24 protein-coding genes are annotated in these 20,765 nt (G+C 71.9%); 13 read left to right on the top strand and 11 right to left on the bottom strand.

The window, feature by feature from the left end:
• Positions 1 to 9: 9 nt before the first annotated feature.
• Positions 10 to 495, bottom strand: coding sequence for a DUF7144 family membrane protein (locus tag AFM16_RS20660; protein ID WP_030781739.1), 486 nt, complete (start codon positions 493 to 495; stop codon positions 10 to 12).
• Between the two features lie 171 nt (positions 496 to 666).
• Here AFM16_RS20660 and AFM16_RS20655 point away from each other — a divergent pair, with 171 nt between their 5' ends.
• Together AFM16_RS20655 and AFM16_RS20650 are read left to right on the top strand one after the other, a co-directional pair.
• Positions 667 to 1,173: a hypothetical protein gene (locus AFM16_RS20655; RefSeq protein WP_078634223.1), complete on the top strand. Its 507-nt coding sequence runs from the start codon at positions 667 to 669 to the stop codon at positions 1,171 to 1,173.
• A 4-nt stretch (positions 1,174 to 1,177) separates the two neighbouring features.
• Positions 1,178 to 2,179, top strand: a complete 1,002-nt coding sequence (locus tag AFM16_RS20650; protein ID WP_078634222.1) for a hypothetical protein — start codon at positions 1,178 to 1,180, stop codon at positions 2,177 to 2,179.
• Here the strand turns inward: AFM16_RS20650 and AFM16_RS20645 are convergent.
• Positions 2,154 to 2,753, bottom strand: a complete 600-nt coding sequence (locus AFM16_RS20645) for a dihydrofolate reductase family protein (RefSeq protein ID WP_078634221.1) — start codon at positions 2,751 to 2,753, stop codon at positions 2,154 to 2,156. The genes AFM16_RS20650 and AFM16_RS20645 overlap by 26 nt on opposite strands.
• A gap of 81 nt (positions 2,754 to 2,834) precedes the next feature.
• Between AFM16_RS20645 and AFM16_RS20640 the strand changes: the two genes are divergently transcribed.
• Both AFM16_RS20640 and AFM16_RS20635 read left to right on the top strand, forming a co-directional pair.
• Positions 2,835 to 3,407, top strand: coding sequence for a TetR/AcrR family transcriptional regulator (locus AFM16_RS20640; protein WP_078634220.1), 573 nt, complete (start codon positions 2,835 to 2,837; stop codon positions 3,405 to 3,407).
• Between the two features lie 47 nt (positions 3,408 to 3,454).
• Positions 3,455 to 3,844, top strand: coding sequence for an SgcJ/EcaC family oxidoreductase (locus tag AFM16_RS20635; protein ID WP_078637032.1), 390 nt, complete (start codon positions 3,455 to 3,457; stop codon positions 3,842 to 3,844).
• On the opposite strand, the gene AFM16_RS20630 is transcribed toward AFM16_RS20635, so the two are convergent.
• From AFM16_RS20630 to AFM16_RS20620, 3 genes are read right to left on the bottom strand one after another with little or no spacing between them, the layout of a single operon-like run.
• A complete protein-coding gene (locus AFM16_RS20630; protein WP_078634219.1) occupies positions 3,777 to 4,046 on the bottom strand; it encodes a DUF397 domain-containing protein in 270 nt (89 codons plus the stop codon). The genes AFM16_RS20635 and AFM16_RS20630 overlap by 68 nt on opposite strands.
• Positions 4,043 to 4,231: a DUF397 domain-containing protein gene (locus AFM16_RS20625; RefSeq protein ID WP_030781726.1), complete on the bottom strand. Its 189-nt coding sequence runs from the start codon at positions 4,229 to 4,231 to the stop codon at positions 4,043 to 4,045. The genes AFM16_RS20630 and AFM16_RS20625 overlap by 4 nt, the downstream gene beginning before the upstream one ends.
• 8 nt (positions 4,232 to 4,239) lie before the next feature.
• Positions 4,240 to 5,076, bottom strand: coding sequence for a helix-turn-helix domain-containing protein (locus AFM16_RS20620; RefSeq protein ID WP_030781723.1), 837 nt, complete (start codon positions 5,074 to 5,076; stop codon positions 4,240 to 4,242).
• 153 nt (positions 5,077 to 5,229) lie between these two features.
• Here AFM16_RS20620 and AFM16_RS20615 point away from each other — a divergent pair, with 153 nt between their 5' ends.
• From AFM16_RS20615 to AFM16_RS20605, 3 genes are all read left to right on the top strand, one after another.
• Positions 5,230 to 5,643, top strand: a complete 414-nt coding sequence (locus tag AFM16_RS20615; protein WP_078634218.1) for an ATP-binding protein — start codon at positions 5,230 to 5,232, stop codon at positions 5,641 to 5,643.
• A gap of 32 nt (positions 5,644 to 5,675) precedes the next feature.
• A complete protein-coding gene (locus AFM16_RS20610; RefSeq protein ID WP_030781719.1) occupies positions 5,676 to 6,566 on the top strand; it encodes an RpnC/YadD family protein in 891 nt (296 codons plus the stop codon).
• Between the two features lie 154 nt (positions 6,567 to 6,720).
• The gene (locus AFM16_RS20605) at positions 6,721 to 7,401 is read left to right on the top strand and encodes a DUF6445 family protein (RefSeq protein WP_107419125.1); all 681 of its coding nucleotides are present in this window, start codon (positions 6,721 to 6,723) and stop codon (positions 7,399 to 7,401) included.
• 32 nt (positions 7,402 to 7,433) lie between these two features.
• Here AFM16_RS20605 and AFM16_RS20600 read toward each other — a convergent pair whose 3' ends face one another.
• Positions 7,434 to 8,696: a threonine/serine exporter family protein gene (locus tag AFM16_RS20600; protein WP_078634217.1), complete on the bottom strand. Its 1,263-nt coding sequence runs from the start codon at positions 8,694 to 8,696 to the stop codon at positions 7,434 to 7,436.
• A 149-nt stretch (positions 8,697 to 8,845) separates the two neighbouring features.
• Here AFM16_RS20600 and gadC point away from each other — a divergent pair, with 149 nt between their 5' ends.
• From gadC to AFM16_RS20585, 3 genes are read left to right on the top strand one after another with little or no spacing between them, the layout of a single operon-like run.
• Complete coding sequence (gene gadC / locus AFM16_RS20595) at positions 8,846 to 10,303, top strand: glutamate/gamma-aminobutyrate antiporter GadC (protein ID WP_030781710.1); 1,458 nt, start codon at positions 8,846 to 8,848, stop codon at positions 10,301 to 10,303.
• Positions 10,300 to 10,737 carry a hypothetical protein gene (locus AFM16_RS20590; RefSeq protein WP_030781707.1) on the top strand — a complete coding sequence of 146 codons (438 nt, stop codon included), beginning with the start codon at positions 10,300 to 10,302 and terminating at the stop codon, positions 10,735 to 10,737. Before gadC ends, AFM16_RS20590 begins: the two co-directional genes overlap by 4 nt.
• Before the next feature lie 5 nt (positions 10,738 to 10,742).
• The gene (locus tag AFM16_RS20585) at positions 10,743 to 12,113 is read left to right on the top strand and encodes a dipeptidase (RefSeq protein ID WP_030781704.1); all 1,371 of its coding nucleotides are present in this window, start codon (positions 10,743 to 10,745) and stop codon (positions 12,111 to 12,113) included.
• Positions 12,114 to 12,179: 66 nt separating this feature from the next.
• Here AFM16_RS20585 and AFM16_RS20580 read toward each other — a convergent pair whose 3' ends face one another.
• On the bottom strand, positions 12,180 to 12,866 hold the full coding sequence (locus AFM16_RS20580) for an MOSC domain-containing protein (protein ID WP_078634216.1): 687 nt from the start codon (positions 12,864 to 12,866) through the stop codon (positions 12,180 to 12,182).
• Positions 12,867 to 13,077: 211 nt separating this feature from the next.
• Here AFM16_RS20580 and AFM16_RS20575 point away from each other — a divergent pair, with 211 nt between their 5' ends.
• On the top strand, positions 13,078 to 13,785 hold the full coding sequence (locus AFM16_RS20575) for a DUF4142 domain-containing protein (RefSeq protein ID WP_037874757.1): 708 nt from the start codon (positions 13,078 to 13,080) through the stop codon (positions 13,783 to 13,785).
• 20 nt (positions 13,786 to 13,805) lie between these two features.
• On the opposite strand, the gene AFM16_RS20570 is transcribed toward AFM16_RS20575, so the two are convergent.
• Positions 13,806 to 15,482: a glycoside hydrolase family 13 protein gene (locus AFM16_RS20570; protein WP_078634215.1), complete on the bottom strand. Its 1,677-nt coding sequence runs from the start codon at positions 15,480 to 15,482 to the stop codon at positions 13,806 to 13,808.
• 236 nt (positions 15,483 to 15,718) lie between these two features.
• Here AFM16_RS20570 and AFM16_RS20565 point away from each other — a divergent pair, with 236 nt between their 5' ends.
• The gene (locus tag AFM16_RS20565; RefSeq protein WP_078634214.1) at positions 15,719 to 16,672 is read left to right on the top strand and encodes an LAETG motif-containing sortase-dependent surface protein; all 954 of its coding nucleotides are present in this window, start codon (positions 15,719 to 15,721) and stop codon (positions 16,670 to 16,672) included.
• Between the two features lie 45 nt (positions 16,673 to 16,717).
• On the opposite strand, the gene AFM16_RS20560 is transcribed toward AFM16_RS20565, so the two are convergent.
• Positions 16,718 to 17,695 carry a nucleoside hydrolase gene (locus AFM16_RS20560; RefSeq protein WP_078634213.1) on the bottom strand — a complete coding sequence of 326 codons (978 nt, stop codon included), beginning with the start codon at positions 17,693 to 17,695 and terminating at the stop codon, positions 16,718 to 16,720.
• Positions 17,696 to 17,917: 222 nt separating this feature from the next.
• Between AFM16_RS20560 and AFM16_RS20555 the strand changes: the two genes are divergently transcribed.
• Entirely contained in the window at positions 17,918 to 18,697 is a 780-nt protein-coding gene (locus AFM16_RS20555; protein ID WP_030781687.1) for a hypothetical protein, read from the top strand.
• Between the two features lie 306 nt (positions 18,698 to 19,003).
• On the opposite strand, the gene AFM16_RS20550 is transcribed toward AFM16_RS20555, so the two are convergent.
• Together AFM16_RS20550 and AFM16_RS20545 are read right to left on the bottom strand one after the other, a co-directional pair.
• Positions 19,004 to 19,702 (bottom strand): TIGR03943 family putative permease subunit, encoded by a 699-nt coding sequence (locus AFM16_RS20550; RefSeq protein ID WP_078634212.1) that lies wholly within the window; start codon positions 19,700 to 19,702, stop codon positions 19,004 to 19,006.
• Positions 19,699 to 20,700: a permease gene (locus AFM16_RS20545; RefSeq protein ID WP_078634211.1), complete on the bottom strand. Its 1,002-nt coding sequence runs from the start codon at positions 20,698 to 20,700 to the stop codon at positions 19,699 to 19,701. The genes AFM16_RS20550 and AFM16_RS20545 overlap by 4 nt, the downstream gene beginning before the upstream one ends.
• Between the last annotated feature and the right edge of the window lie 65 nt (positions 20,701 to 20,765).

Raw genomic sequence — 20,765 nt, 5'->3', positions numbered from 1 at the left:
GCTCCCCGCCTACCGCCCCGGCAGATCCGGCCGGTACGCGACCAGCGCCCAGATCACGATGATGTCCAGGGCGATGAGGATGACCGACCAGACCGGGGCGTAGGGCAGGAACAGGAACTGCACGATCACGCTCAGGGAGGCGAGCGCGACGCCGCTGTAGCGGGCCCACTCGGCCTCCCGGAACAGCCACGCGCCCGTCGCCGCCGTCACGACGCCCACGCACAGCAGGATCCAGCCCCACGCGGTGAGGTTCATCTCGTAGGCGTAGCTGAGCAGCACCGCGTACACGTCGTCCTCGGCGATCGCGGCGATGCCCTGGAGGATGTGCAGCAGCCCGCTGACCAGCATCAGTACACCCGCGAGGACGACTCCCCGGTGGGCCGCGCTGCCGCGCCCGGCCCAGTGCGGGGCCGGTCCGGAGGGGTCGGTGCCCTGGTGGGAGGGGTCCCAGATCGGCGGGCCCTGGGAGGAATGGGACTGCGACTGACCGCTCATGGCACTACCCCGTCTCTGTCGCTCTGTCGCCGGGTGGATCCGCCCTACGAGCATCCGTCCGGGTGACGCCCCGCACCACGGGAACTGGGCCGTCCGGGCGAGCCGGCATGCGGGTGGGGGCGGGCGGGCCTTCACTGGAAGGAGGCCCGCCGGTAGCACCAGGAGGCAGTCATGCCGCGCACGCCGCGCATCAAGAGCACGTTGCTGCTGTCGGCGGCGGCGGTCTGCTGCGCCACCGTCCTGACCGGCTGCTCGGACGACGACACGCCGTCGTCGGTGTCGTCCGCCGCCAGCCAGGCCGCCTCCGCCGCCGAGTCGCTGGGCCGGGAGGCGGCTTCGGCCGCGTCGTCGGCGTTCGCGTCGGCGACCGCGGAGGCGGGCCGGAAGCTGGACGAGATCCAGGACGGCGTCGATGTGAAGTCCGACGTGAAGCTGGGCACGCCGGGCACGGACGGGGGCCGCGCGACCGTCGAGGTCACCGCCACCAACACCGCCGACTCGATGAAGTCCTTCGCCGTCCAGGTCGACTTCACGGACAGCAGCGGCAACCGGCTCGACGCGGTCGTCGTCACCGTCTCCGACGTGGCCGCCGGTGCGGACGGCACGGCGACCGCGCGCAGCAACCGCGACCTGTCGGGCGAGGTGAAGGCGGAGGTGGCGCGGGCGGTGCGGTACTGACGCCGTGCGCCGGCGCGAGAAGCCGCCGCCGGGCTCGCTGCCCGGTTCCCTTCTGCGGGAGGGCCTCGCCGATCCGCACCGCCTCCCCGAGCATCTGGCCCTGCTGGCGGTGCGCCGGCTGGGCCCGGTGGCCCGCCGTACGGCGTCCGCCGAGCCGCCGCCCGACCGGGCCGGCGTGATCCGGCGCGGCCGCCGGGCCACGGTGACCGAGGGCGCGTTCGTCGGCGGACCGTTCCTGCTGCTGATCCCGGTGGCGTTCTGCGCGGCGCTGCTGCGGCAGACCCGGATCTGTCTGGAGCTGGCCGCGCTCACCGGCCGCGACCCGACCGACCTGGAACGCGCGGCCGAACTGCTCGTCCTGCAAGGGGTGTACGACGATGTCGGCGCCGCCCGTGCCGCGCTCGCCGTGCACGCGCGGGCGCCCTCGCGCGGGGTGCGGCCCACCGCCCTGTGGACCCTCACCCTGCGCATGGCCCGGCTGCTCGGCCTGCTCGTCCCCGACGAGCCCGGCGCCGCCCGTCCGGGACCGTGGATCCAGACCGGCCGCTGGCTGCTGCTGGCCGCGGTGATCCTGGTGGGCACGGTGGCGCCGCTGATCTGGCTGCCGTACATGGCGCGTTCGTACGACCGGGCCACCCGGCAGCTCACCCGGCGGGCGGAGCGTTTCTACTTCCCCGGGGAGCCGGACGCGACGTCGGACGCCATGTCGGACGCGATGTCGGACCCGCTGCCGGACACGGTGCCGGACACCCCCGCCGGGTCCGGGCGCCGCCGTCGCGTGGATCCGGCGCGGCTGGCCGGTGCGGGGCGCGCGCTGCTGTCCGTGCTGTCCCTGCTGGTGCCGGTGGTGCTGGTGTTCGGGGTGGTCGTGGCGGACGTCCGGATCGCGGGCAGCCGGTGGCCGGTGCTGGGGATCGTGCTGGTCACGGGCTCGGTGGTGACGGGCGGGGTGTGGTGGCTGCGGCACCGACGCGGGTCGGCTACGGGCGGCGGAGGAGACGGGTGAGGGTGACGCCGTTGGGGAAGGCGGTGCGTTCGGCGACGTCGAAGACCGTGGGGTCGAAGGCGCCGTCGAAGGCGGGGATGCCGGTGCCGGCGATCACGGGGTAGTTCTTGATCACCAGTTCGTCGATCTCGGGCAGGAGGGTTCCGGCGAGCTTGCCGCCGCCGCAGAGCCAGATGTCCAGGGCGGTGTCGGTGTCCTCCTTCTTGAGCCGGCGGACCAGGCCGAGCGGGTCGTCGGGGACGACCGTGACCGCCGGGTCGATGTCGGGCGTGAGGGTGCTGGACACGACGTACTGGCGCAGATGGCCGTACGGGCTGGTCAGCCCGGCGTCCAGCGCGGGGCGGAAGGTGCCGAGGCCCATGACGACGGTGTCGAAGCGCCGGTTGGGGGTGCCGGTGAGACCGGCGGCGGCGCGGGCGGGCGTCGGGACGGTGTCCGGGTACACGGCGTTGGTCCAGGCGGCGTAGGCGGCGGCCTGCGTGTCGTCGCCCATGGGGAAGAAGTCGTACTCGCCACCGGGGCCTGCGATACGGCCGTCGAGGGTGACGCCGACGTAGTACACGAGCTTGCGCATACGTAACTCCAGCCGTAGTACTGTGGATGTAGTGGTTCGCTTGACTGCTGCGACCGTAGTACTACACATGGAGTGGTGTCAATGGTGAGAAGGAACGACGAACGACGCGCGGCGCTCGTCGATGCCGCGATCGAGGTACTGGCGCGGGAAGGGGCGCGCGGTCTGACCTTCCGCGCCGTCGACACGGAGGCCGCGGTGCCCAACGGCACCGCCTCCAACTACTTCGCCAACCGCGACGACCTCCTCACCCAGGCCGGCGCCCGCGTCTACGAGCGGCTCCAGCCGGACGAGGCGACGATCGAGCGCCAGCGGACGGCGGGGCGGGACCGGGAGACGTACGTGGAGCTGATGCGGGAGCTGGTCGGGCGGGTCTCGTCCTTCCGGACCGGCTATCTCGCCCTCCTCGAACTCCGCCTGGAGGCGACCCGCCGGCCCGAACTGCGCCGCGTCCTCACGGAGCGGGTCCGCGCGGACGTCGACGCGAACGTGACGTACCACGAGGCGTCCGGCCTGCCCGGCGACGCGACGGCCGTCAAGCTCCTGATCCTCACCCTGAACTGGCTGATCGTCGAACAGCTCACGCTTCCGGACGTGTTCGACGAGGCGGAGCGGGAGGAGCTGGTGAGGGCGGCGGTGGAACGGATCGTGCACTAGGGCAGGGCCTTGACCTCAAGCTCGGTTGAGGTCAGAGAGTGCTGTGCATGAACATCGACACCGCGGACATCAAGGCGATCGAAGCGATCGTGGCCACCGCCGAACGCACCCAGCGCGCCAAGGACGCCGAGGGCTTCCTCGCCCTCTTCCACCCCGACGCCCTGTGGACGACGGCCCACGGCAAGGTCCTGATCGGGTTCGACGCGATCGCCGAGTTCACGCGCACGGTGCTGCCGGCCGCCAATTGGGACGGCGATGTCACGTACGAGGCGATCCACATCGAGTTCCTGCGCCCGGACGTGGCGGCGGTCAAGATCCGCCAGATCTACCACGCGACGGAGGGCGACTCAGAGGGCTCGCCCCTCTACGTCATGACGAAGCAAGCCGACGGAACTTGGCTGTTGCACGCCGGCCAGAACACGGAGGTTCGCGTGTAGGGATGGGGTTCCCTTCACAGAAGCCCGTCGCGTACGGCGCGGAGGAGATCGCCGAGGGGGGCCGGGGTGGTGGTGAGGACGTGACGGGGGTTTCGGACTCACGGAGGTGGAGGGTGGTGGGGGTGGAGGAGGCGAGTTCGACGCAGTCGTTGCCGTCTCCGCCGTCGGAGTAGGTCGACTTCTGCCAGATGGGTCCCTTCACAGGACTCCTTCGCGTATGGCACGCAGGAGGTCACCGAGGGGGGACGCGCTGGTGATGAGGCTGGTGGTCGGGGTGTCGGACTCACGTAGGTGGAGGGCGGCGGGAGCAGGGGAGGCGAGTTCGAGGCAGTTGTTGCCGTCACCCTCACCGGAAAAGGACGACTTCTGCCAGTTCAGGGTGCCCATAAAGCTCCTCACAGCTCTTTGGCCAACTTGTGGATGGCATCACGCGAGCTATCCGCGTCGAGCGATACAGCATGCACCTTACGGAAGCGCGTTCGATAGGCGCTGAGTTGAGCCTCGGAGTCGATGAAGATCGAGCCATGTGGGGCGTCACGCACGACAGTGTCCAGTTTCGGAAGTCGGCCACCCACGTACATCATCGTGCTGGAAGCCCTGGAGAAGCCGTCCAGATCGAAGGGGACGACGCGCAGAGTGATGTGGTCCGCCTCAGAGAGCTCGACGAGTCGGGCGAGCTGAGCCTTCGAGGCAGCACGATCGCTGACTCTGATTCGCAGGGCCGCCTCATGGATCACCACCTCGTAGGGGGTATCGGACGCCTGCCGCGCCATCCGGTGTCGGACACGCAACTCAAGTTCCTCACAGGTCAGTTCCGGGACCCTGGAGGAAAAGACGGCTCGGGCGTAAGCCTCCGTCTGCAAGCGGCCCGGCACGTGCAGGATCGCCACCTCCTGGTGAAACGCGGCATGGTGATCCAGCTCTGCCATGTCCAGGAAAGGCGTGGGCAGCAGCCCCCGGTACTCCTCCCACCAGCCCCGCGTCCGATCCGTGGCCATCGCAACGAGCGCATCGATGAACTCGCCGTCCGTGCAGGCGTAGTGGGAGGCGAGGCGCCGCAGGCGTTCTTCGCTCACTCCCGAGAGCCCTGACTCGATGTGGCTGACCTGGACGGGACTCACCCCCAGCAAAGCCGCCGCCTGCCGGGCACTGAGGCCGGACGCCTCACGGAGCCTTCGCAGTTCCACCGCCAACCGCAACTGACGTGCTGTCGGTTCACGCCTCGTCGTCATCGACGGCTCCTCGGTGCAACGCGCTTACAGGCGGGACTCGTTCGGGTTCAGATTACGCGAGCGGCTTGCACGACCGAAACATTAACCCCTACCTTCGGTGACGTACCGCTCACTCTGCGGTGACATTCTCATCCCCTGCCCCGGAGCCGACGCATGCCCGAAATCGAAACGGATGCCTGGGAGTACACCCTCTACATCCCCACCGACCCCGTCGCCGTCCCCGTCTGCCGCCGCACCCTGCGCCTGATCCTCACCCTGCACCACCTCCCTCACCTCACCGAGACCGCCGAACTCCTCGTCTCCGAGCTGGTCTCCAACGCCGTGCTCCACACCAAGGGCCCCGCCGCCCTCCGGATCCGCTACCGCGACGGCGTTCTTCAGATCGGCGCCTGGGACTGCGACCCCCAACCCCCCGAGCCGCCCGGGAAGTTCGACCAGCTCACCGACTCCGAGAGCGGACGCGGGTTCGCGATCGTGCGGGCCTGTTCCGGTACCTGGGGGTGGCAGCCCATGTCCCGGCTGGGGCGGCTCGGGAAGCTCGTGTGGTGTGACTTGCCGGCGGCATAGTCGTTGATCACGTCGGACAGAAAGGAGAGCCGATGGTCGGCTCGTCACACGAGGCGCTGCACCGGATCTTCCAGAAGGACCCGGAGCTTCTGACCCGTGCTCTGCAAGAGGTGTTACAGGTCCCCTTCCCCCGGCCCTACGACTTCGCCGCCATGAACGTCGACCTCACCGAGATCGAACCCGTCGAACGACGCGTCGACACCCTACTGAGGGCCGAGACCGACGAGGGCGCGTACCTGCTGGTCGTGGAATCGCAGGGCGAACGGGACGACAGGAAGCGCGGTAGCTGGCCCTACTACCTCAGCTACCTCTACGAGAAGTACCGCTGCGAGCCCGTACTCATCGTCGTCACGCAGAGCAGGGCCACCGCCCACTGGGCGTCCCAGCCCATCCATCTCGGCGTGCGCGAGACACCCTCGCTGACCGTACGGCCGTTCGTGCTCGGGCCGGACAACGTCCCCCTGATCGCCACCGAGCAGGAGGCCCGACAGGACGTACCTCTTGCGGTGCTTTCCGCGATGACACACGGCCGGGGACGCAAGGCCCCCGCCATACTGGAATCCCTGGCCGCCGCCCTGAAGGACGTCGACCGCGACAACGCCGCGGTCTTCGTGCAGTTCGTCGACTCGTGCCTGACAGACCCCCAGGCCCAGCAGATGTGGAGGGACCTCATGACCGCCATGCAGTACTTCTGGCGCCACCCCCTCGCCCAGGAAGTCCGGGAACAGGGGAGGGAAGAGGGCCGGACCCAGGAGCGGGCCGCGGCCATCCTTCGCACCCTCAAGTGGCGCCAGATCGATGTCCCCGACGCCGTCCGCGACCGCATCCTCGCCGGCACGGACTTCGACGAACTCGGGGCCTGGCTCGACCGCGCTTACGAGGTCGACACCGCCTCCGACCTGTTCGACGACGAACATCCCTGACGTCACCGCCGACCCCGGGGCGCCCGGTAAGGGCGTCCCTCCGCCACAACAGCCCACACCCCCACCCCCATTGACGAAACATTGACCACTTCCCGCCCCACTCCGGAGGATTCCGCGGGCGAGTCATGACGTGTCCCCGGCCTACATTCCAGGCATGGCCATGTCACCGCAGCGTGCCCTTCCCGTTCTGCCGTACCGGAAGCCCACCAAGGGGCGGGACTACTGGGTTCTGGACGACGTGCTGCCCGAGGCCGGCATCGCCGCCGTACGCGCGCGGTGTCTTGCGAAGGACGACTGGGTGAAGGGGTACCCGTACACCTCCGAGAGCTGGCCGGGGCTGCGGGCCATGCCGGGGCTGGAGCCCGGTGAGCTTGAGCGGGTGGAGCGGCTGGTGCGCAAGGCGACCGGGGCGGACAGGTTGTGGGTGCAGCGGGCGCCCGGCGGCGGGACCCTCAACCACAACTGCGTGCAGGTCGTCGGTGAGGGCGAGAGCACGCCCCGGCCGCACAGCGACTCCCGTTCCCTGTGCCGGTACGCCGCCGTGCTGTACCTCAACCCCTCCGCCCCCAAGGACTGCGGGACCAGCTTCTACCGGCAGGCCCTGCCCGGCGGGCGGCTCGGCGGCAATGTCGTGCAGGCTCCGCACAACAACCTCGTCGACGCCCTCGGCACCCGTTTTGTCCCGCCCGACGCCTTCGAGGAGGACGTCCGCGTCCCCCACAAGCACAACCGGCTGCTCCTCTACCACGCCAACCTCGTTCACAGCGCCACCGGTTACTGCGGTACGACGCTGGAGGAGAAGCGGATGACCGCCGTGTTCTTCTGGATGGCCTGAGCCCCCCCCCCCCCCACACACACACAACCCCCTCACACCCCCTCGTCCCGTCGGCCCCCCAGCGCCGCCCCCGTCACCAGCCCCACCGCGATCGCCGTCACGATCGTCACCAGTTTCAGCAGGTCCGTGAAGCCCGCCACCACGTGGCCGCCGGCCAGTGTGGTCAGGCCGCGCATGCCGAGGGAGCCGACGGTGAGGGTGAAGAAGCCGGGGAGCATCAGGATCAGCGCCGGGGGGCGGTCCGGGCGGCGGCCGATCGCCGTGGCCGCCGCCCCCAGCGCCACCGCCGCGAAGAACGTCCCGCCGGTCTCCCCGATCGCCTTGGTCACCAGGGACTGCACCGCGACCGTGAGATAGACCAGCAGCAGCAACGGCCAGAACATCCGCAGCGGGATCGCGAACGCCAGCACCGTGCCGAGGGTGAACACGATCCAGCCCAGGAACAGCGCCCAGCGCGGCAGATCCGACTCGGCGGTGACGTCGAACAGGGTGCGGGTGGACGTACCGGTGATCAGTACGCCCAGCAGGACTCCCACATAGAGCTGGATCAGCAGGAACGCCGCGTAGACCAGGCGGATCGCGCCCGTCGTGATCAGGCCTGCGGCCAGCTCCGCGGAGGCGGCGCTCAGATAGTCGCCGGGGACGAAGTAGAACAGCGCGGGCAGCATCAGCAGCACCGGGCCGCCGTGCGCGGGCGTGCCGGCGAACAGTTCGATCGTGACGACCGAGACGGCCACCGACACGGTGAGCGGGAGTACCAGTGCCAGACCCTTGAACCGGTCCGCCGCGACGGCGAGCGCGGCGGTCAGGGTGCCGAGCACGGCCGTCGTCCCCACCTCGTACCAGGTGGCCTGCATCAACGGCGCGAAGCCCAGCGCGAACAGCACGATCCCGATCAGCTTCAGCCACCAGGGGTACGGCGGCGGGGCGTTCTCGACGGCGCGCAGTCGGCGGTCCGCCTCCGGCAGGTCCACTTCCCCCCGGCCCACCGCCGTGAGCAGCGGTTTCAGCGCGGCGTCCCGGTCGAGGCGGAACACCTCGGGGAAACCCCGGACCGTGACGGTCCGGCTCGTGCCGTCCGCCGCCGTCACGGTGACCACCGCGGCCTCCGGCACAAGCAGCACGGTCGCCTCCGCGCCGTAGGCCCGCGCGGTCCGCGCGACCGTCCCCCCGATCAGATGCGCGCCCTCTCCCGAGGACTTCAGGAGGAGCGCGGTGAGCCGGGCGAGGAGGGCCGCGAGATCGTCCGCGGAGGCCGGAGGGACCGGAGAGGCGGGAGGGGCCGGGGGCTGCACAAGCACCAGCGTGCCGCCGGGCCGTCACCCCCGCACCCCGGGTGGACCGCCGCCCCCGCCCCCCTCACCCGTACGGCCCACCCGCCCTGCGCTCCGCCCCCGCCCGCCACAGGCTGGCAGCAGCCGAACCCAGAGATCGGGGAGGACGCATGGCGTCGATGGACGTACCCGCCGGCGGGAAACCGGCCGCGGCGGAGAAGACCCGGGCGAGAACGGTCGACGCCCCCCGGCTGACCTGGCTCACCCTGGCGCTGATGACGACCGCCTCGGTCGCCAGCCTGCGCGCCGCACCAACCATGGCCGTCTACGGACTGGCCTGCGTGTTCCTCTATCTGCTCCCCGCCGTGGTGTTCCTGCTGCCGACCGCGCTCGTGTCCGCCGAACTCGCCTCCGGCTGGAACGGCGGCGTCTACCGGTGGGTGAGCGAGGGGCTGTCGAAGCCGCTCGGATTCCTCGCCGTCTGGTGCCAGTTCGCGATGACGATCTTCTACTACCCGAGCCTGCTGGCCTTCGTCGCCAGCACGATCTCGTACGTCATCGATCCCTCCCTCGCCTCCAACGGCGTCTACACCGCCATCGTGATCATGGTCCTGTACTGGACGGGCGTCTGGGTGTCGTCGCGCGGCACCAAGGCGCTGGCGGGGCTGTCCAGTTGGGGTCTGGTGATCGGCACGCTGGTGCCCGGCACGATCCTGGTCGTCCTCGGCATGGTGTTCCTCGCGCAGGGCAACCCGTCCGCCGCGCCGATGACCGCGAGCCATCTGCTGCCGCAGTGGACCGGTCTGGCGAGCCTGGTGCTCATCGTCAACAACTTCCTGTCGTACTCCGGCATGGAGATGAACGCCGTGCACGTGTCCTCGCTGAAGGACCCGGCGAAGGAGTACCCGAAGTCGATGTTCCTGGCCATGGGCCTGGTGCTGCTGATCTTCATCCTCCCGGCGCTGGCCATCAGTTGGGTGGTCCCCGCCGACCAGACCAGCCTCACCGCCGGTGTGATGCAGGCGTTCCACGCGTTCTTCTCGTACTTCCACATCGGCTGGATGACCCCGATCGCCGCCGTGATGCTGATCTCCGCCTCGCTGGCCGGCATGCTCACCTGGCTGGCCGGGCCGTCCAAGGGCCTGCTGGAGATCTCCCGCAGCGAGGGCTATCTGCCGCCGTTCCTCCAGCGCCTCAACCGGCACGGCGTGCAGCAGAACATCCTGGTCACCCAGGGTGTCGTGACCACCGCCATCGCGCTGATGTACGCGCTGATCCCCGGCGTCTCCAACGTCTACTGGATCTTCTCGACCATCACCACGCAGGTGTACCTGATCGTCTACCTGCTGATGTTCGTGGCCGCCGTGCGGCTGCGCAGGAACCAGCCCGACCACCCGCGCGGCTACCGCGTCCCGGCCCTCACCCTGGTCTGCACCGTCGGCTGGCTGGCCTCCGCCGCCGCCCTCGTGATCGGGTTCGTACCGCCCTCGCAGTTCGGCGGCAACAGCGTCGGCGCCTATGTCGCGATCGTCGGCGGCGGACTGGTGCTCCTCGGGCTGATCATCCCGGGCGCCTTCCTGAAGTTCCGCAAACCGTCCTGGCGCACGGAGGGCGGTGACGCGTCATGAGCCCCACCAGGTTCGCCTCCGAGCACCGGTGGATCTACATCGGCGCGATCGTGCTGCTCGTCGCGCTCGCCGTGATCGGGATCATCAACTACGAGAGCGTGAAGACGACCAACCAGGCCACGGAGAAGGCGAACCGGCTCGCCGACGCGGCCGTCGAGGCCGGCTACCCCCGCCCCGACACCGACACGATCGTCCGCGCGCTCGGCACCGACGGCGGCATCGTCTGCGAGAACCCGGGCAGCGCCCTGAAGTCGGCGCTGTGGAAGATCAACGTCTCCAACGGGGCGGCGTTCGTGGGGGCACGGCCCGTCATCGGCGACGGCGCCGCGCTGCGCGCCGAGGCCAAGATCCTGGAGATCTACTGCCCCGACAGGCTCGACTCCTTCCAGGACCGGCTGAACGACCTCAAGACCGACGACACCGTGAGGCGGTGACGACCATGAGCGAACCGACCGACAACGGTCAACTGGCCGCGAAGATCGCCGCGTTGATGCCGCGCGCCAAGGCCGACCTCACCGAGCTCGTCGCCATCCCCTCGGTGGCCGACCCCCGCCAGTACCCGCCCGAGGAGTGCGTCCGGGCCGCGCGCTGGGTCGCCGACGCCTTCACCGACGCCGGCCTCCGGGACGTCCACCTGGCCGAGACCCCGGACGGCAGCCACGCCGTCCTCGGCCACCGGCCGCCCCCGCCCGGCGCGCCCACCGTGCTGCTCTACTGCCACTACGACGTGCAGCCGCCGCTCGACGAGAGCGCCTGGCACAGCCCGCCGTTCACCCTCACCGAACGGCCCGACGGCCGCTGGTACGGGCGCGGCGCCGCCGACTGCAAGGGCAACATCGTCATGCACCTCACGGCGCTGCGCGCGCTCGGCGACGATCTTCCGGTGGGCGTGAAGTTCGTCGCCGAGGGCTCGGAGGAACAGGGCACGGGCGGCCTGGAGGCGTATGTCACCGAGCACCCTGAGCAGTTCCTCGCCGACGCGCTGCTGGTGTGCGACACCGGCAACGCCGAGGTGGGCACCGGCACCGCCACCGTCAGCCTGCGCGGTCTGACGACCGTCGTCGTCACGGTCGAGACCCTGCGCGGCGAGATCCACTCCGGCATGTTCGGCGGGCCCGCGCCCGACGCGCTGGCCGCCCTGGTGCAGATGCTGTCCACGCTGCGCGACCCGGTGACCGGCTCGACCCGGATCACCGGCCTGGACGGCGACGGCCGCTGGCCCGGCGTCGGCTACGACGAGGAGCAGTTCCGCGCCGACGCCGGGGTCCTGGACGGCGTCACCCTCACCGGCACCGGCACGGTCGCGGACCGGCTGTGGGCGCGGCCCGCCGTGACCGTGCTCGGCATCGACTGCCCACCGGTCGTCGGCTCGGCGGCCGCCGTCCCGGCCACCGCGCGGGCCCGGGTCAGCCTGCGGATCCCGCCGGGCACGGACCCGGACCTGGCGACCTCGGCCCTCACCCGGCACCTCACCGAGGCGGCGCCCTGGGGCGCCCGGGTCACCGTGGAACCGGAGGGCAGCGGCGCGCCGTTCCGCGCAGCGACCGACGGCCCCGCGTACGCCGCGCTGGCCACGGCGGTCGAGCAGGTGTACGGCAAGCCGCTCGCGTTCCTCGGCCAGGGCGGGTCGATCCCGCTGTGCAACGTGCTGTCGGCGGCGTTCCCGCGCGCCGAGATCATCCTCATGGGCGTGGAGGAGCCGCGCTGTCTGATCCACGCGCCGGACGAGAGCGTCGACCCGAGCGAGATCGAGCACATGGCGCAGGTGGAGGCGCTGTTCCTGCGGGAGTTCGCGCGGGCCCGGACCTAGAGGGCCGCTCAGCCCCCCACCACCACGGGACGACCGCCTCACGTCCGGACCCTCACGTCCAGCCCCTCACGCCCGGACCCTCACCTCGTCCCCCACCGACACCTTCCCCGGCCGCAGCACCCGGAAGTAGGCGCCGAAGACCACCCCGCCGTCGGCCCGGCGGTGGCCGGCCAGGGTGCGCAGGGGTTCCGGGCCCGCCTTGCGGCCGGTCTCCTGGTCGACCATGGTGACGGCGCACCGCACCGTGCGTTCGGTGAGGGCCAGTTCGACGCCGCCGACGGTGAGCACGGACGCCTCGTCCTCGGTGTGCGGGACGTCCCAGCCGTCGACGACGAGGTTGGGGCGGAAGCGGTTCATCGGCAGCGGGTCCGAACCGGCCGCGGTCAGCCGGGCGTTGAGGTCGTCGAGGCTGGCCCGGGAGACGACGTGCAGACGCCCGTGGTTGCCGGCCGGCGGGCGGATCAGCCGGCTCGGCCGCCCCAGGACCCGGGTGAGCCAGGCGTCGACGTCGTCGCGCCCGGCCCGCACCGGCTCATGGCCCGGGAAGCGCAGGGTCAGTTCGCCGTCGAGCAGTTCGGGGGCGACGAGGGCCAGGAGCGGGTCCGCGCCCTGCCAGCGCAGGTCGCCGTTCTCGTCGGCGACGGCGTAGCGGCGGTCGTCGGTGAGGCCGGTCGGGGTGACCGCCGCCTCCGTGAGCGTGACCCCCGCGCACCCCTTCACGGGGTAGTACGTGATGCGGACCAATCCGGCCATTTCATTCCCCCTCGTCATGCCCCTGGTCACCCTGGTGACCCCGCGCTTCCGCACGTCCCGACAAGTTTTTACGATTCCCTGTGAATCACACGAGGTTCCCGTCCGTACTTCTCCATGTCCGACCACGCCGGGGACCCTCCACCGGCCTGCTCGCCGACCGGACCAAGGAGGAACGGTGCCACTTTCGCGGAACACGATGGGAACCATCTTCGTGGGTGGAGCCATGTCCCTGACATTGGCCGCGCTCGCGTACCCGTCGATGCTCGGACTGGACACCGTGTCGTCCTCGAACGACAGGATCATCGCCAACACCCAGTGGGGACCGCTGACCGAGGGCGACCGCGACTTCGTGGTGAAGGTGCGGGCGGCCGGTCTGTGGGAGTACCCGCTCGGCCAGGTCGGGCTCCAGAAGGGGCAGAGCAAGGAAGTCCGCACCGCCAGTGAGCATCTGATCGACGGGCACGCGGCACTGGACGAGAGCACCCGCAAGATCGCGCCGATGCTGAACATCACGCTGCCCAACGTGGCGAGCCCCCAGCAGGAGGCGTTCGTCGTCCAGCTCAAGGCGGAGAGCGGCAAGCAGTTCGACGTCGACTTCGCCAACATCCTGCGGATGACGCACGGCTCGATCTTCAACACCATCGCCAAGGTCCGGTCCACGACCAAGAACAGCCTGGTCCGCGCCCTCGCCGACCAGGCCAACGACACCGTGCTCGACCACATCACCGTGATGGAGAACACCGGTCTGGTCGACTACGACTCGACGATCTTCCAGCAGACCACCCCGCCGAAGCTGCCCCAGTCCGACATGACCCCGCCGGCCCCGCCCGCCGGACAGCCGCAGGTCGTGCTGACCGCGCCGCCCACCGCGACGTCCACGCCCCTGGACCTGAGCGCCGCGGTGAACCAGAAGCAGTAGCACGGCCGGGGAGGCGGGCCCTAGGCCAGCCACACCGTGGTGTCCGGCTCCAGATACCCGTCGTCGCCGAGGGGCGCGCTGCTCAGCAGCACCTCCCCCGGCGGCAGCGGCACCGGCGCGGCCGACAGGTTGGCGACACAGCGCCAGGCGTCGGAGCGGGCGAAGGCCAGCACGCCCGGCGGGGTGTCCGGGTGCCAGACCAGTTCCTCGCCGTCGAGCAGCTTGCGGCGCAGCCGCAGGGCCGTGCGGTAGAACTCCAGGGTCGAGCCCTCCACCCCGTCCTGCGCCTGGACGGCGTAGCGCGCGAAGGACGGCGGCTGCGGCAGCCAGGCCCCGGCCGCGCCGAAGCCGTACGAGGGTCCCGTCGTCGTCCACGGCAGCGGCACCCGGCAGCCGTCGCGGCCCTTGCGGGTGCGGCCGGTCTGTTCCCACACCGGGTCCTGGAGGACCTCGACGGGCAGATCGGCGACCTCGGGCAGCCCCAGCTCCTCGCCCTGGTAGACGTACGACGATCCCGGCAGCGCCAGCATCAGGAGCGTGGCGGCGCGGGCGCGGCGCAGGCCGGCCGGCTCGTCCAGGGGCGGGGTGCGGCCGTCGGCGAGCAGCCAGGCGTTCTCGTCGGTGCCGGGCGGCAGGGACAGGCGTGAGGCGTGGCGTACGACGTCGTGGTTGGACAGGACCCAGGTGGCGGAGGCGCCGACGGCGCGGGCCGTGGCGAGGGAGTCGGTGACGATCCGGCGGATCGCCTCGGCGTCCCAAGGGGCCTGGAGATACTCGAAGTTGAACGCCTGGTCGAGTTCGTCGGGGCGGGCGTACAGGGCGCGGCGGGCGCCCGGCACCCAGGCTTCGGCGACCGCGGTGCGGGGCGGGGAGTAGGCGTCCAGGACGCGGCGCCAGTCGCGGTAGATCTCGTGGACCTCGTCGCGGTCGTAGAAGGGGTGGGTGCCCGGGGGGAGTTCGGCGAGCGCGTCCTCGCCGGTGAGGGGCCCGAGGTCGCGGAGCGGTTCAGCGAGGTCCTTGGCGAGGGCGTGGGCGACGTCGACGCGGAAGCCGTCGACGCCCCGGTCGGCCCAGAAGCGCAGGGTGGTGCGGACGTCCTCGCGGACCTCCTCCAGGCCCCAGTTGAGGTCGGGCTGTTCACGGGCGAAGAGATGCAGGTACCACTGGCCGTCGGGAACCCGGTGCCAGGCGCTGCCGCCGAACACGGACTGCCAGTCGGTGGGCGGGAGTTCACCGGCCGGACCACGTCCGTCACGGAAGACGTAGCGCTCGCGGGCGGGGGAGCCGGGTCCCGCGGCCAGGGCCTCCTGGAACCAGGGGTGCCGGTGGGAGGTGTGGTTGGGGACGATGTCGACGATCACCTTCAGGCCGAGGCGGTGGGCCTCGGCGGCGAGCGCGTCGAAGTCGGCGAGGGTGCCCAGGCGCGGGTCGACCTGGCGCGGGTCGGCGACGTCGTAGCCGCCGTCGGCCAGTTCGGAGAGGTAGAAGGGGCTGAGCCAGAGCGCGTCGACGCCCAGCGCGGCGAGATGGGGGAGGCGGTCGGTGACGCCGCGCAGATCGCCGAGGCCGTCCCCGTCGGCGTCGGCGAAGCTGCGGGGGTAGACCTGGTAGACGACGGCCTGGCGCCACCAGTCGGGGTCGCGGGACGACAGATCGGCCGGGGAAAGGGCCGCGGGCGGGCTCGGGGGAAGCGTCATGGAGAGAAGACTGTCCACATTGCCGGGAAAGCGAACGTCCGCACGCTGCGGAGTGAATCGTTCCGCACGTGACGAAAACGTGAGCAAAACTTGAACCACCTGGCGTTTGGCGCGTGTTGACAGCCGGTTGTCCAGGACACGACGATGAGCGCACATCGTGGCGCCTGTGCATCCTGGGCCCCGTGTTTCCTGTGATCTGACCAATCACCCCTGGCATTCGCCAAGATGGGATCCGCATGTCCATAGCGAGTCGTGTCACCGTGCGCCGCCTGCTGGGGACGAGCGCCGCGACGCTCACCCTCTGCGCCGCCTCCGTCGCCGCCGCCTCCGGCGCCTTCGCCCACGGCACCCCGGGCGGGGACGGCTGGAAGTCCGGCGGGCACTACAAGCCCGGCACCGGTGCGGGAACCGAGACGGCGACCGACCGCTGCCAGTTCTCGCTCGACGGCAAGAACTTCTTCGACTCCGTGCGGGTCGACGACCAGAACCTCAAGCCCGGTGAGGACGGCAAGGTCCACATCGCGGTCCGCACCGCGCACCGCGCCGACGGCTGCACCGCGTCCCTGGCCTCCTACCTCGCCCACGGCGCCACCTTCGCCACCTCCGGCGAGCAGGTGTTCGTCGACTTCGACTCGGTGACCGTGAAGCCCGGGAAGACCGAGACCCTCGACATCTCCGTGCCGGACGCCGGCTGCTTCGCGCAGATCGACCTCTACCGGGGCGCCGTGAAGTTCGACGGCAAGCTCGACGCGCAGGACGGCTTCGAGCACGGCGAGCTGCCCAAGGGCCCGGACCGGCCGGTCATCAAGGACAAGCTGATCGCCGCCTGGAACGGCGGGACGAAGGACTGCACGGTCACCGAGCAGCCGCCGACGACCCCGCCGGCCGACAACGAGTCGCCCTCGGCGCCGTCCTCGTCGGAGCCGCCCGCCGAGACCCCCTCGGACACGCCGTCCGACACGCCGTCGGACACTCCCTCCGGGTCCCCCTCGGAGTCGCAGCCGGCCACGCCGACGCCGAGCGAGTCCAGCGACGCGCCCGCGCCGACGCCCAACGGCGGCGGCGGTGACCTGGCCGAGACCGGCGCCGACAGCAACACCCCGGTGATCGCCGGTGGCGCCGCGGCGCTGCTGATCGGCGGAGCGGCGATCGTCGTCGCCACCCGCCGCCGCAAGGCGAACCGCGCGTAACGCCCTTCCGACGCCCTCCCCCGCGGGGGAGGGCGTCGACGTGTTTCAGGGGCGGCGGCCCTCGACCACCGCCAGGTACAGCTTCACGTACCGCTCGACGTCCACCTCCAGGGCCACGTCCACCAGATGGCGGTCCCGGGTGCCGTGGTGGAGTTCGTCCTCGCCGGGGCGGGGGCGGCGGTCCACGACCGTCTGCCCGCGGGCCGGGCCGGGCGCGAGGGACACCTCGACGGGCAGCGCGGCCGTCGTCAGACCCGCCGGGTCGGCGACCGCGCAGACCGCGCCCGCGTCCCCGAGACCGCCCCGCGGATCGTCCCCGTCCGGCTCGGGGGCGGACGGGCGGTGGGCCAGCAGGTCGCCCGCCAGCCGGGCCCCCGGCTCCGCGCTCGCCCGCAGCCGGCGCACGTCCGCGCCGGGGACCGTGACCCGCTGGAAGACGTCCAGGCCGTACATGGTGATCGGCACCCCGGCGGTCAGCAGGATCGCGGCCGCCTCCGGGTCGTGCCACACGTTGAACTCCGCGACCGGCGTGGCGTTCCCGGTGGCCACCGCGCCGCCCATGAACACGATCCGCTCGATGTTGCGGGTGACCTCCGGATGGGTGCGCAGCAGCAGCGCGATGTTCGTCAGCGGGGCCGTCGGGATCAGCGTCACCGGGCGCGGCGAGGCGAGGATCTCGCGGCGCAGCAGGGTGACCGCGTCCACGTCCGCGGCGGCGCGGGCCGGTGCCGGGAGACCGGGGATGTCGCCCATGCCGTCCTCGCCGTGCACATGGCGGGCCGAGCGGGCGGGTTCGATGAGCGGGCGTTCGGCGCCGCGGGCCACCGGGACGTCACCGGCGCCCGCGATCTCCAGGACGGTCAGCGTGTTGCGGACCACCCCGGCCACGTCCGTGTTGCCGGCCACACAGGTCACGGCCCGCAGGTCCAGACCCGGATGGCGTACGGCGAACAGCAGGGCGAGGGCGTCGTCGACCCCCGTGTCGCAGTCGATGATCACGGGGACGGGCCGGTCGTCGCTCACCTGGGGCTCCTTCTGCCGTGAACGGTGCGGAGAGGCTCAGTCGTCGTGCCGACCTTATGCGCGCCGGTGGTTTTCCACCGCTCGCAGCAACGGCCGTAACCCGTACGGACCGCCGCGCTGGTCAGGTCGGGCGGGCGGTGTTGCGGTGAGAGCACGCGCACGGGCCCGCGCCCGTCCGCCCCCGTTCGCCCCCGTCCGCGCGCGCTTCAGGAGGCAGCCCCGATGACCCGTCGCACCCTCCTCCTCTGCGCCGCCCTCGGACTGCTCACCCCCCTCACCGGCTGCGCCACCCTCGGCCTCGAACACCCGCCGACCGCGACGCCCGCCGCGCCCACCACCTCGGCCCCGCCCGGCCGGTCCGTCGCGCCGACCACCCCGTCCGTGCTCACCGAGGCGCAGGCGCGGGAGGCGCTCATCACCGACACCGACCTCGGCGCCCCCTGGACCCCGACGCGCGGCGCCGCGACCTGGCGGGACGAACTGCTGAAGGCGACGGCCGGCGCGCCCGAGTGCCAGAAGCTGCTCGACGCGCTCTACACCGACGAACTGCTCGGCGCACCGGCGCGCGCGGCCGTCGGACTCGACGACCCCGTCACCGGCGCCCAGCTCCGCTACCAGCTCGCCGACCGGCGGCCCGCCGACGCCGACCGGGCGCTGGCCTGGCTGCGCACCCTGCCCGGCTCCTGCGCCCGCTTCACCGCCCGCGCCCCGCACGACACCGTCCTCGACGTGCAGGTCTCCGAGCTGCCGCTGCCGGAGGTCGGGGACGCCCGGCAGGGCCTCAGGGTCTCCCTGACGAACTGGGCCACCACCGAGGACAACCCCGACGGCGAACCCACCGCCCTCACCCTGGACGTGGCCGCCGTCCGCGCCGGCGAGGACGCGTTCGCGCTGACCAACGGCGGCCTGGGCGACGTACCGAACGAGGCCACCCAGGCGGCGGTCCAGCTCGGCGTACGACGGCTCGCGGACGTGCGGAAGCAGGGGCGGGTACAGGTCTGAGGACCCCGGGGACGTACGGACCTCAGCCGGGGTCCGGGCGCCGCCGGCGGGCCACCGGCTCGCGGGCCACGGCGCCGGCACCGTACGGCCGCGGGCGAAGGCGACCGCCTGCGGGCCCGGCCACGGTCCACCGCCCACAGGGGCGCGGCAGGGCCCGCGGCGTCCGGGCCGGGCGATCGTGAGGTCCGTGGCCGCGGGCGGTCCCGACGGGGGCCGCATGCCGGGCGGCGCGGGCACGTGGCCCGACAGCCCCTGGTCACCTGGTCCCCGGTCCCCGGTCCCCGGTCCCCAACGGGAAGAGCGGTCCTACGGCTTCTCGTACGGGTTCGTCGGTTCGGGGATCTTCGTGACCGTCCTCGCATCCAGTACGGGTGGCCAGGCCGTGGGGGAGCCGAGGGTGCCCTTGGGGTGCCAGGTGCCGGTGACGGTGACCCAGGTGTCGGTGGGCGGGGCGGTCGCGTTCCTGATCTCGGCCTTGGCCGTGGTGGCGTCGGCGGCGCAGCAGGAGACGACGAGGCGGGTGACGTACCAGGTGCCGTCGTCGTCGCGGGTGACGAAGCCGGTCAGCCGGACGGTGCGGCCCTTGAGGGAGCGGCCGCTGTCGTAGACCGCGCGGGAGCCGTACTCGGCGACGGTGAGGGTGACCGGGTCCCCGTCGGGCAGCGCGGGGAAGGTGCCGACCCCCTGCGCGGCCCGTCGGGCGGCCTCGCGTTCGGCGCTGTAGGAGCCGAGGGCGGGCGGCGGGAAGAGGAGCAGGGCGAGGGCGGGGAGCGTGAGCAGCCAGGCCAGCCGGGAGCCGCCGTGGGAGTGGGTGTGGGAGTGGGAGTGCGCGGGGCGTAGGGCCGCCGTGGTCAGGGCCAGCAGGACCAGCGCCGCGCCGGACGCGATCAGGTACGGGCGCAGGCCCGCCTGGACGTACCGCAGATACAGGTCCCCGAAGAGGCTCACGCGCAGGACGGCCGCTCCGATGAGGAGCAGCAGGAACGGGCCGCCGTACCGCCTCACAGCAGCCACCAGCCCACGAGCGCGCTGGACGTCACCGCGACCACCCACGTCACCGAGGCGAACCGGACCGCGAAGGCGCGGCCGAAGGTTCCGGCCTGGAGGGCGACCAGCTTGAGGTCGACCATCGGCCCCACCACCATGAACGCCAGCCGCGCGGTCGCAGGGAACGCGCTGAGCGAGGCGGCCACGAACGCGTCGGCCTCGCTGCACACGCACAGCACCACGGCGAGCAGCGCCAGCAGCGGGACGGCGAGCCACGCGGAGCCCGTGAACACGTCGAGGACGGTGCGCGGTACGGCGATGTTGAAGGTCGCCGCGGCCGCCGAGCCGAGCACGAGGAAGCCCCCGGCGTGCAGGAAGTCGTGCTGGAGGCCGTCGGCGAAGGCCCGGACGCCGGTGGAGTGCGGGGCGTCGCGGCCGGGGATCCGCAGCCACCGCTCCCGCCCGAAGCGGGCCCAGAGCCAGCCCATCGCGACGGCCGTGCCGAGCGAGGCGAGCAGCCGGGCAAGGACCATCTCCGGCTGCCCCGGGAAGGCGAGGGAGGTGGCGACCAGCACCACCGGGTTGATCGCGGGCGCGGAGAGAAGGAAGGCGAGGGCGGCCGCCGGGGCGACCCCGCGCCGCATCAGGCTCCCGGCCACCGGCACGGACGCGCACTCGCAGCCGGGCAGGACGACACCGGCGACCCCGGCGACGGGCACGGCGAGCGCCGGGCTGCGGGGCAGCAGCCGCCGGAACACCCGCTCGGGCACGAACGCGCCGATCGCCGCGGAGACGACCGTACCGAGGAGCAGGAACGGCACGCCCTGGACGACGACCGCGGTGAACACCGTCCACCAGGCGGCGACGGGCGGGGTGTACAGGTCGAGCGCGAGCACCGGCCCCAGCACGGAGCCGACGGTGGCGACGACCACGAGCGCCGTACCGCCGAGCACGGCGTACACGAGCGCGCGCAGGGCGGATCTCAGTCCGAGGGCCACCGTCCGTTGGTTCAGCACACACGGACGCTAGTGCCGTCGGCTGTGCGCCGGTCCGGTTTTCCGGGAGAACGGCCTGTGCGGCG

The organism is Streptomyces antibioticus, from assembly GCF_002019855.1.
In the GTDB taxonomy this organism is placed as follows: domain Bacteria; phylum Actinomycetota; class Actinomycetes; order Streptomycetales; family Streptomycetaceae; genus Streptomyces; species Streptomyces antibioticus_B.
The sequence above is the reverse complement of the archived record's forward strand: the minus strand, read 5'-3'. Positions and strand labels throughout refer to the sequence as shown.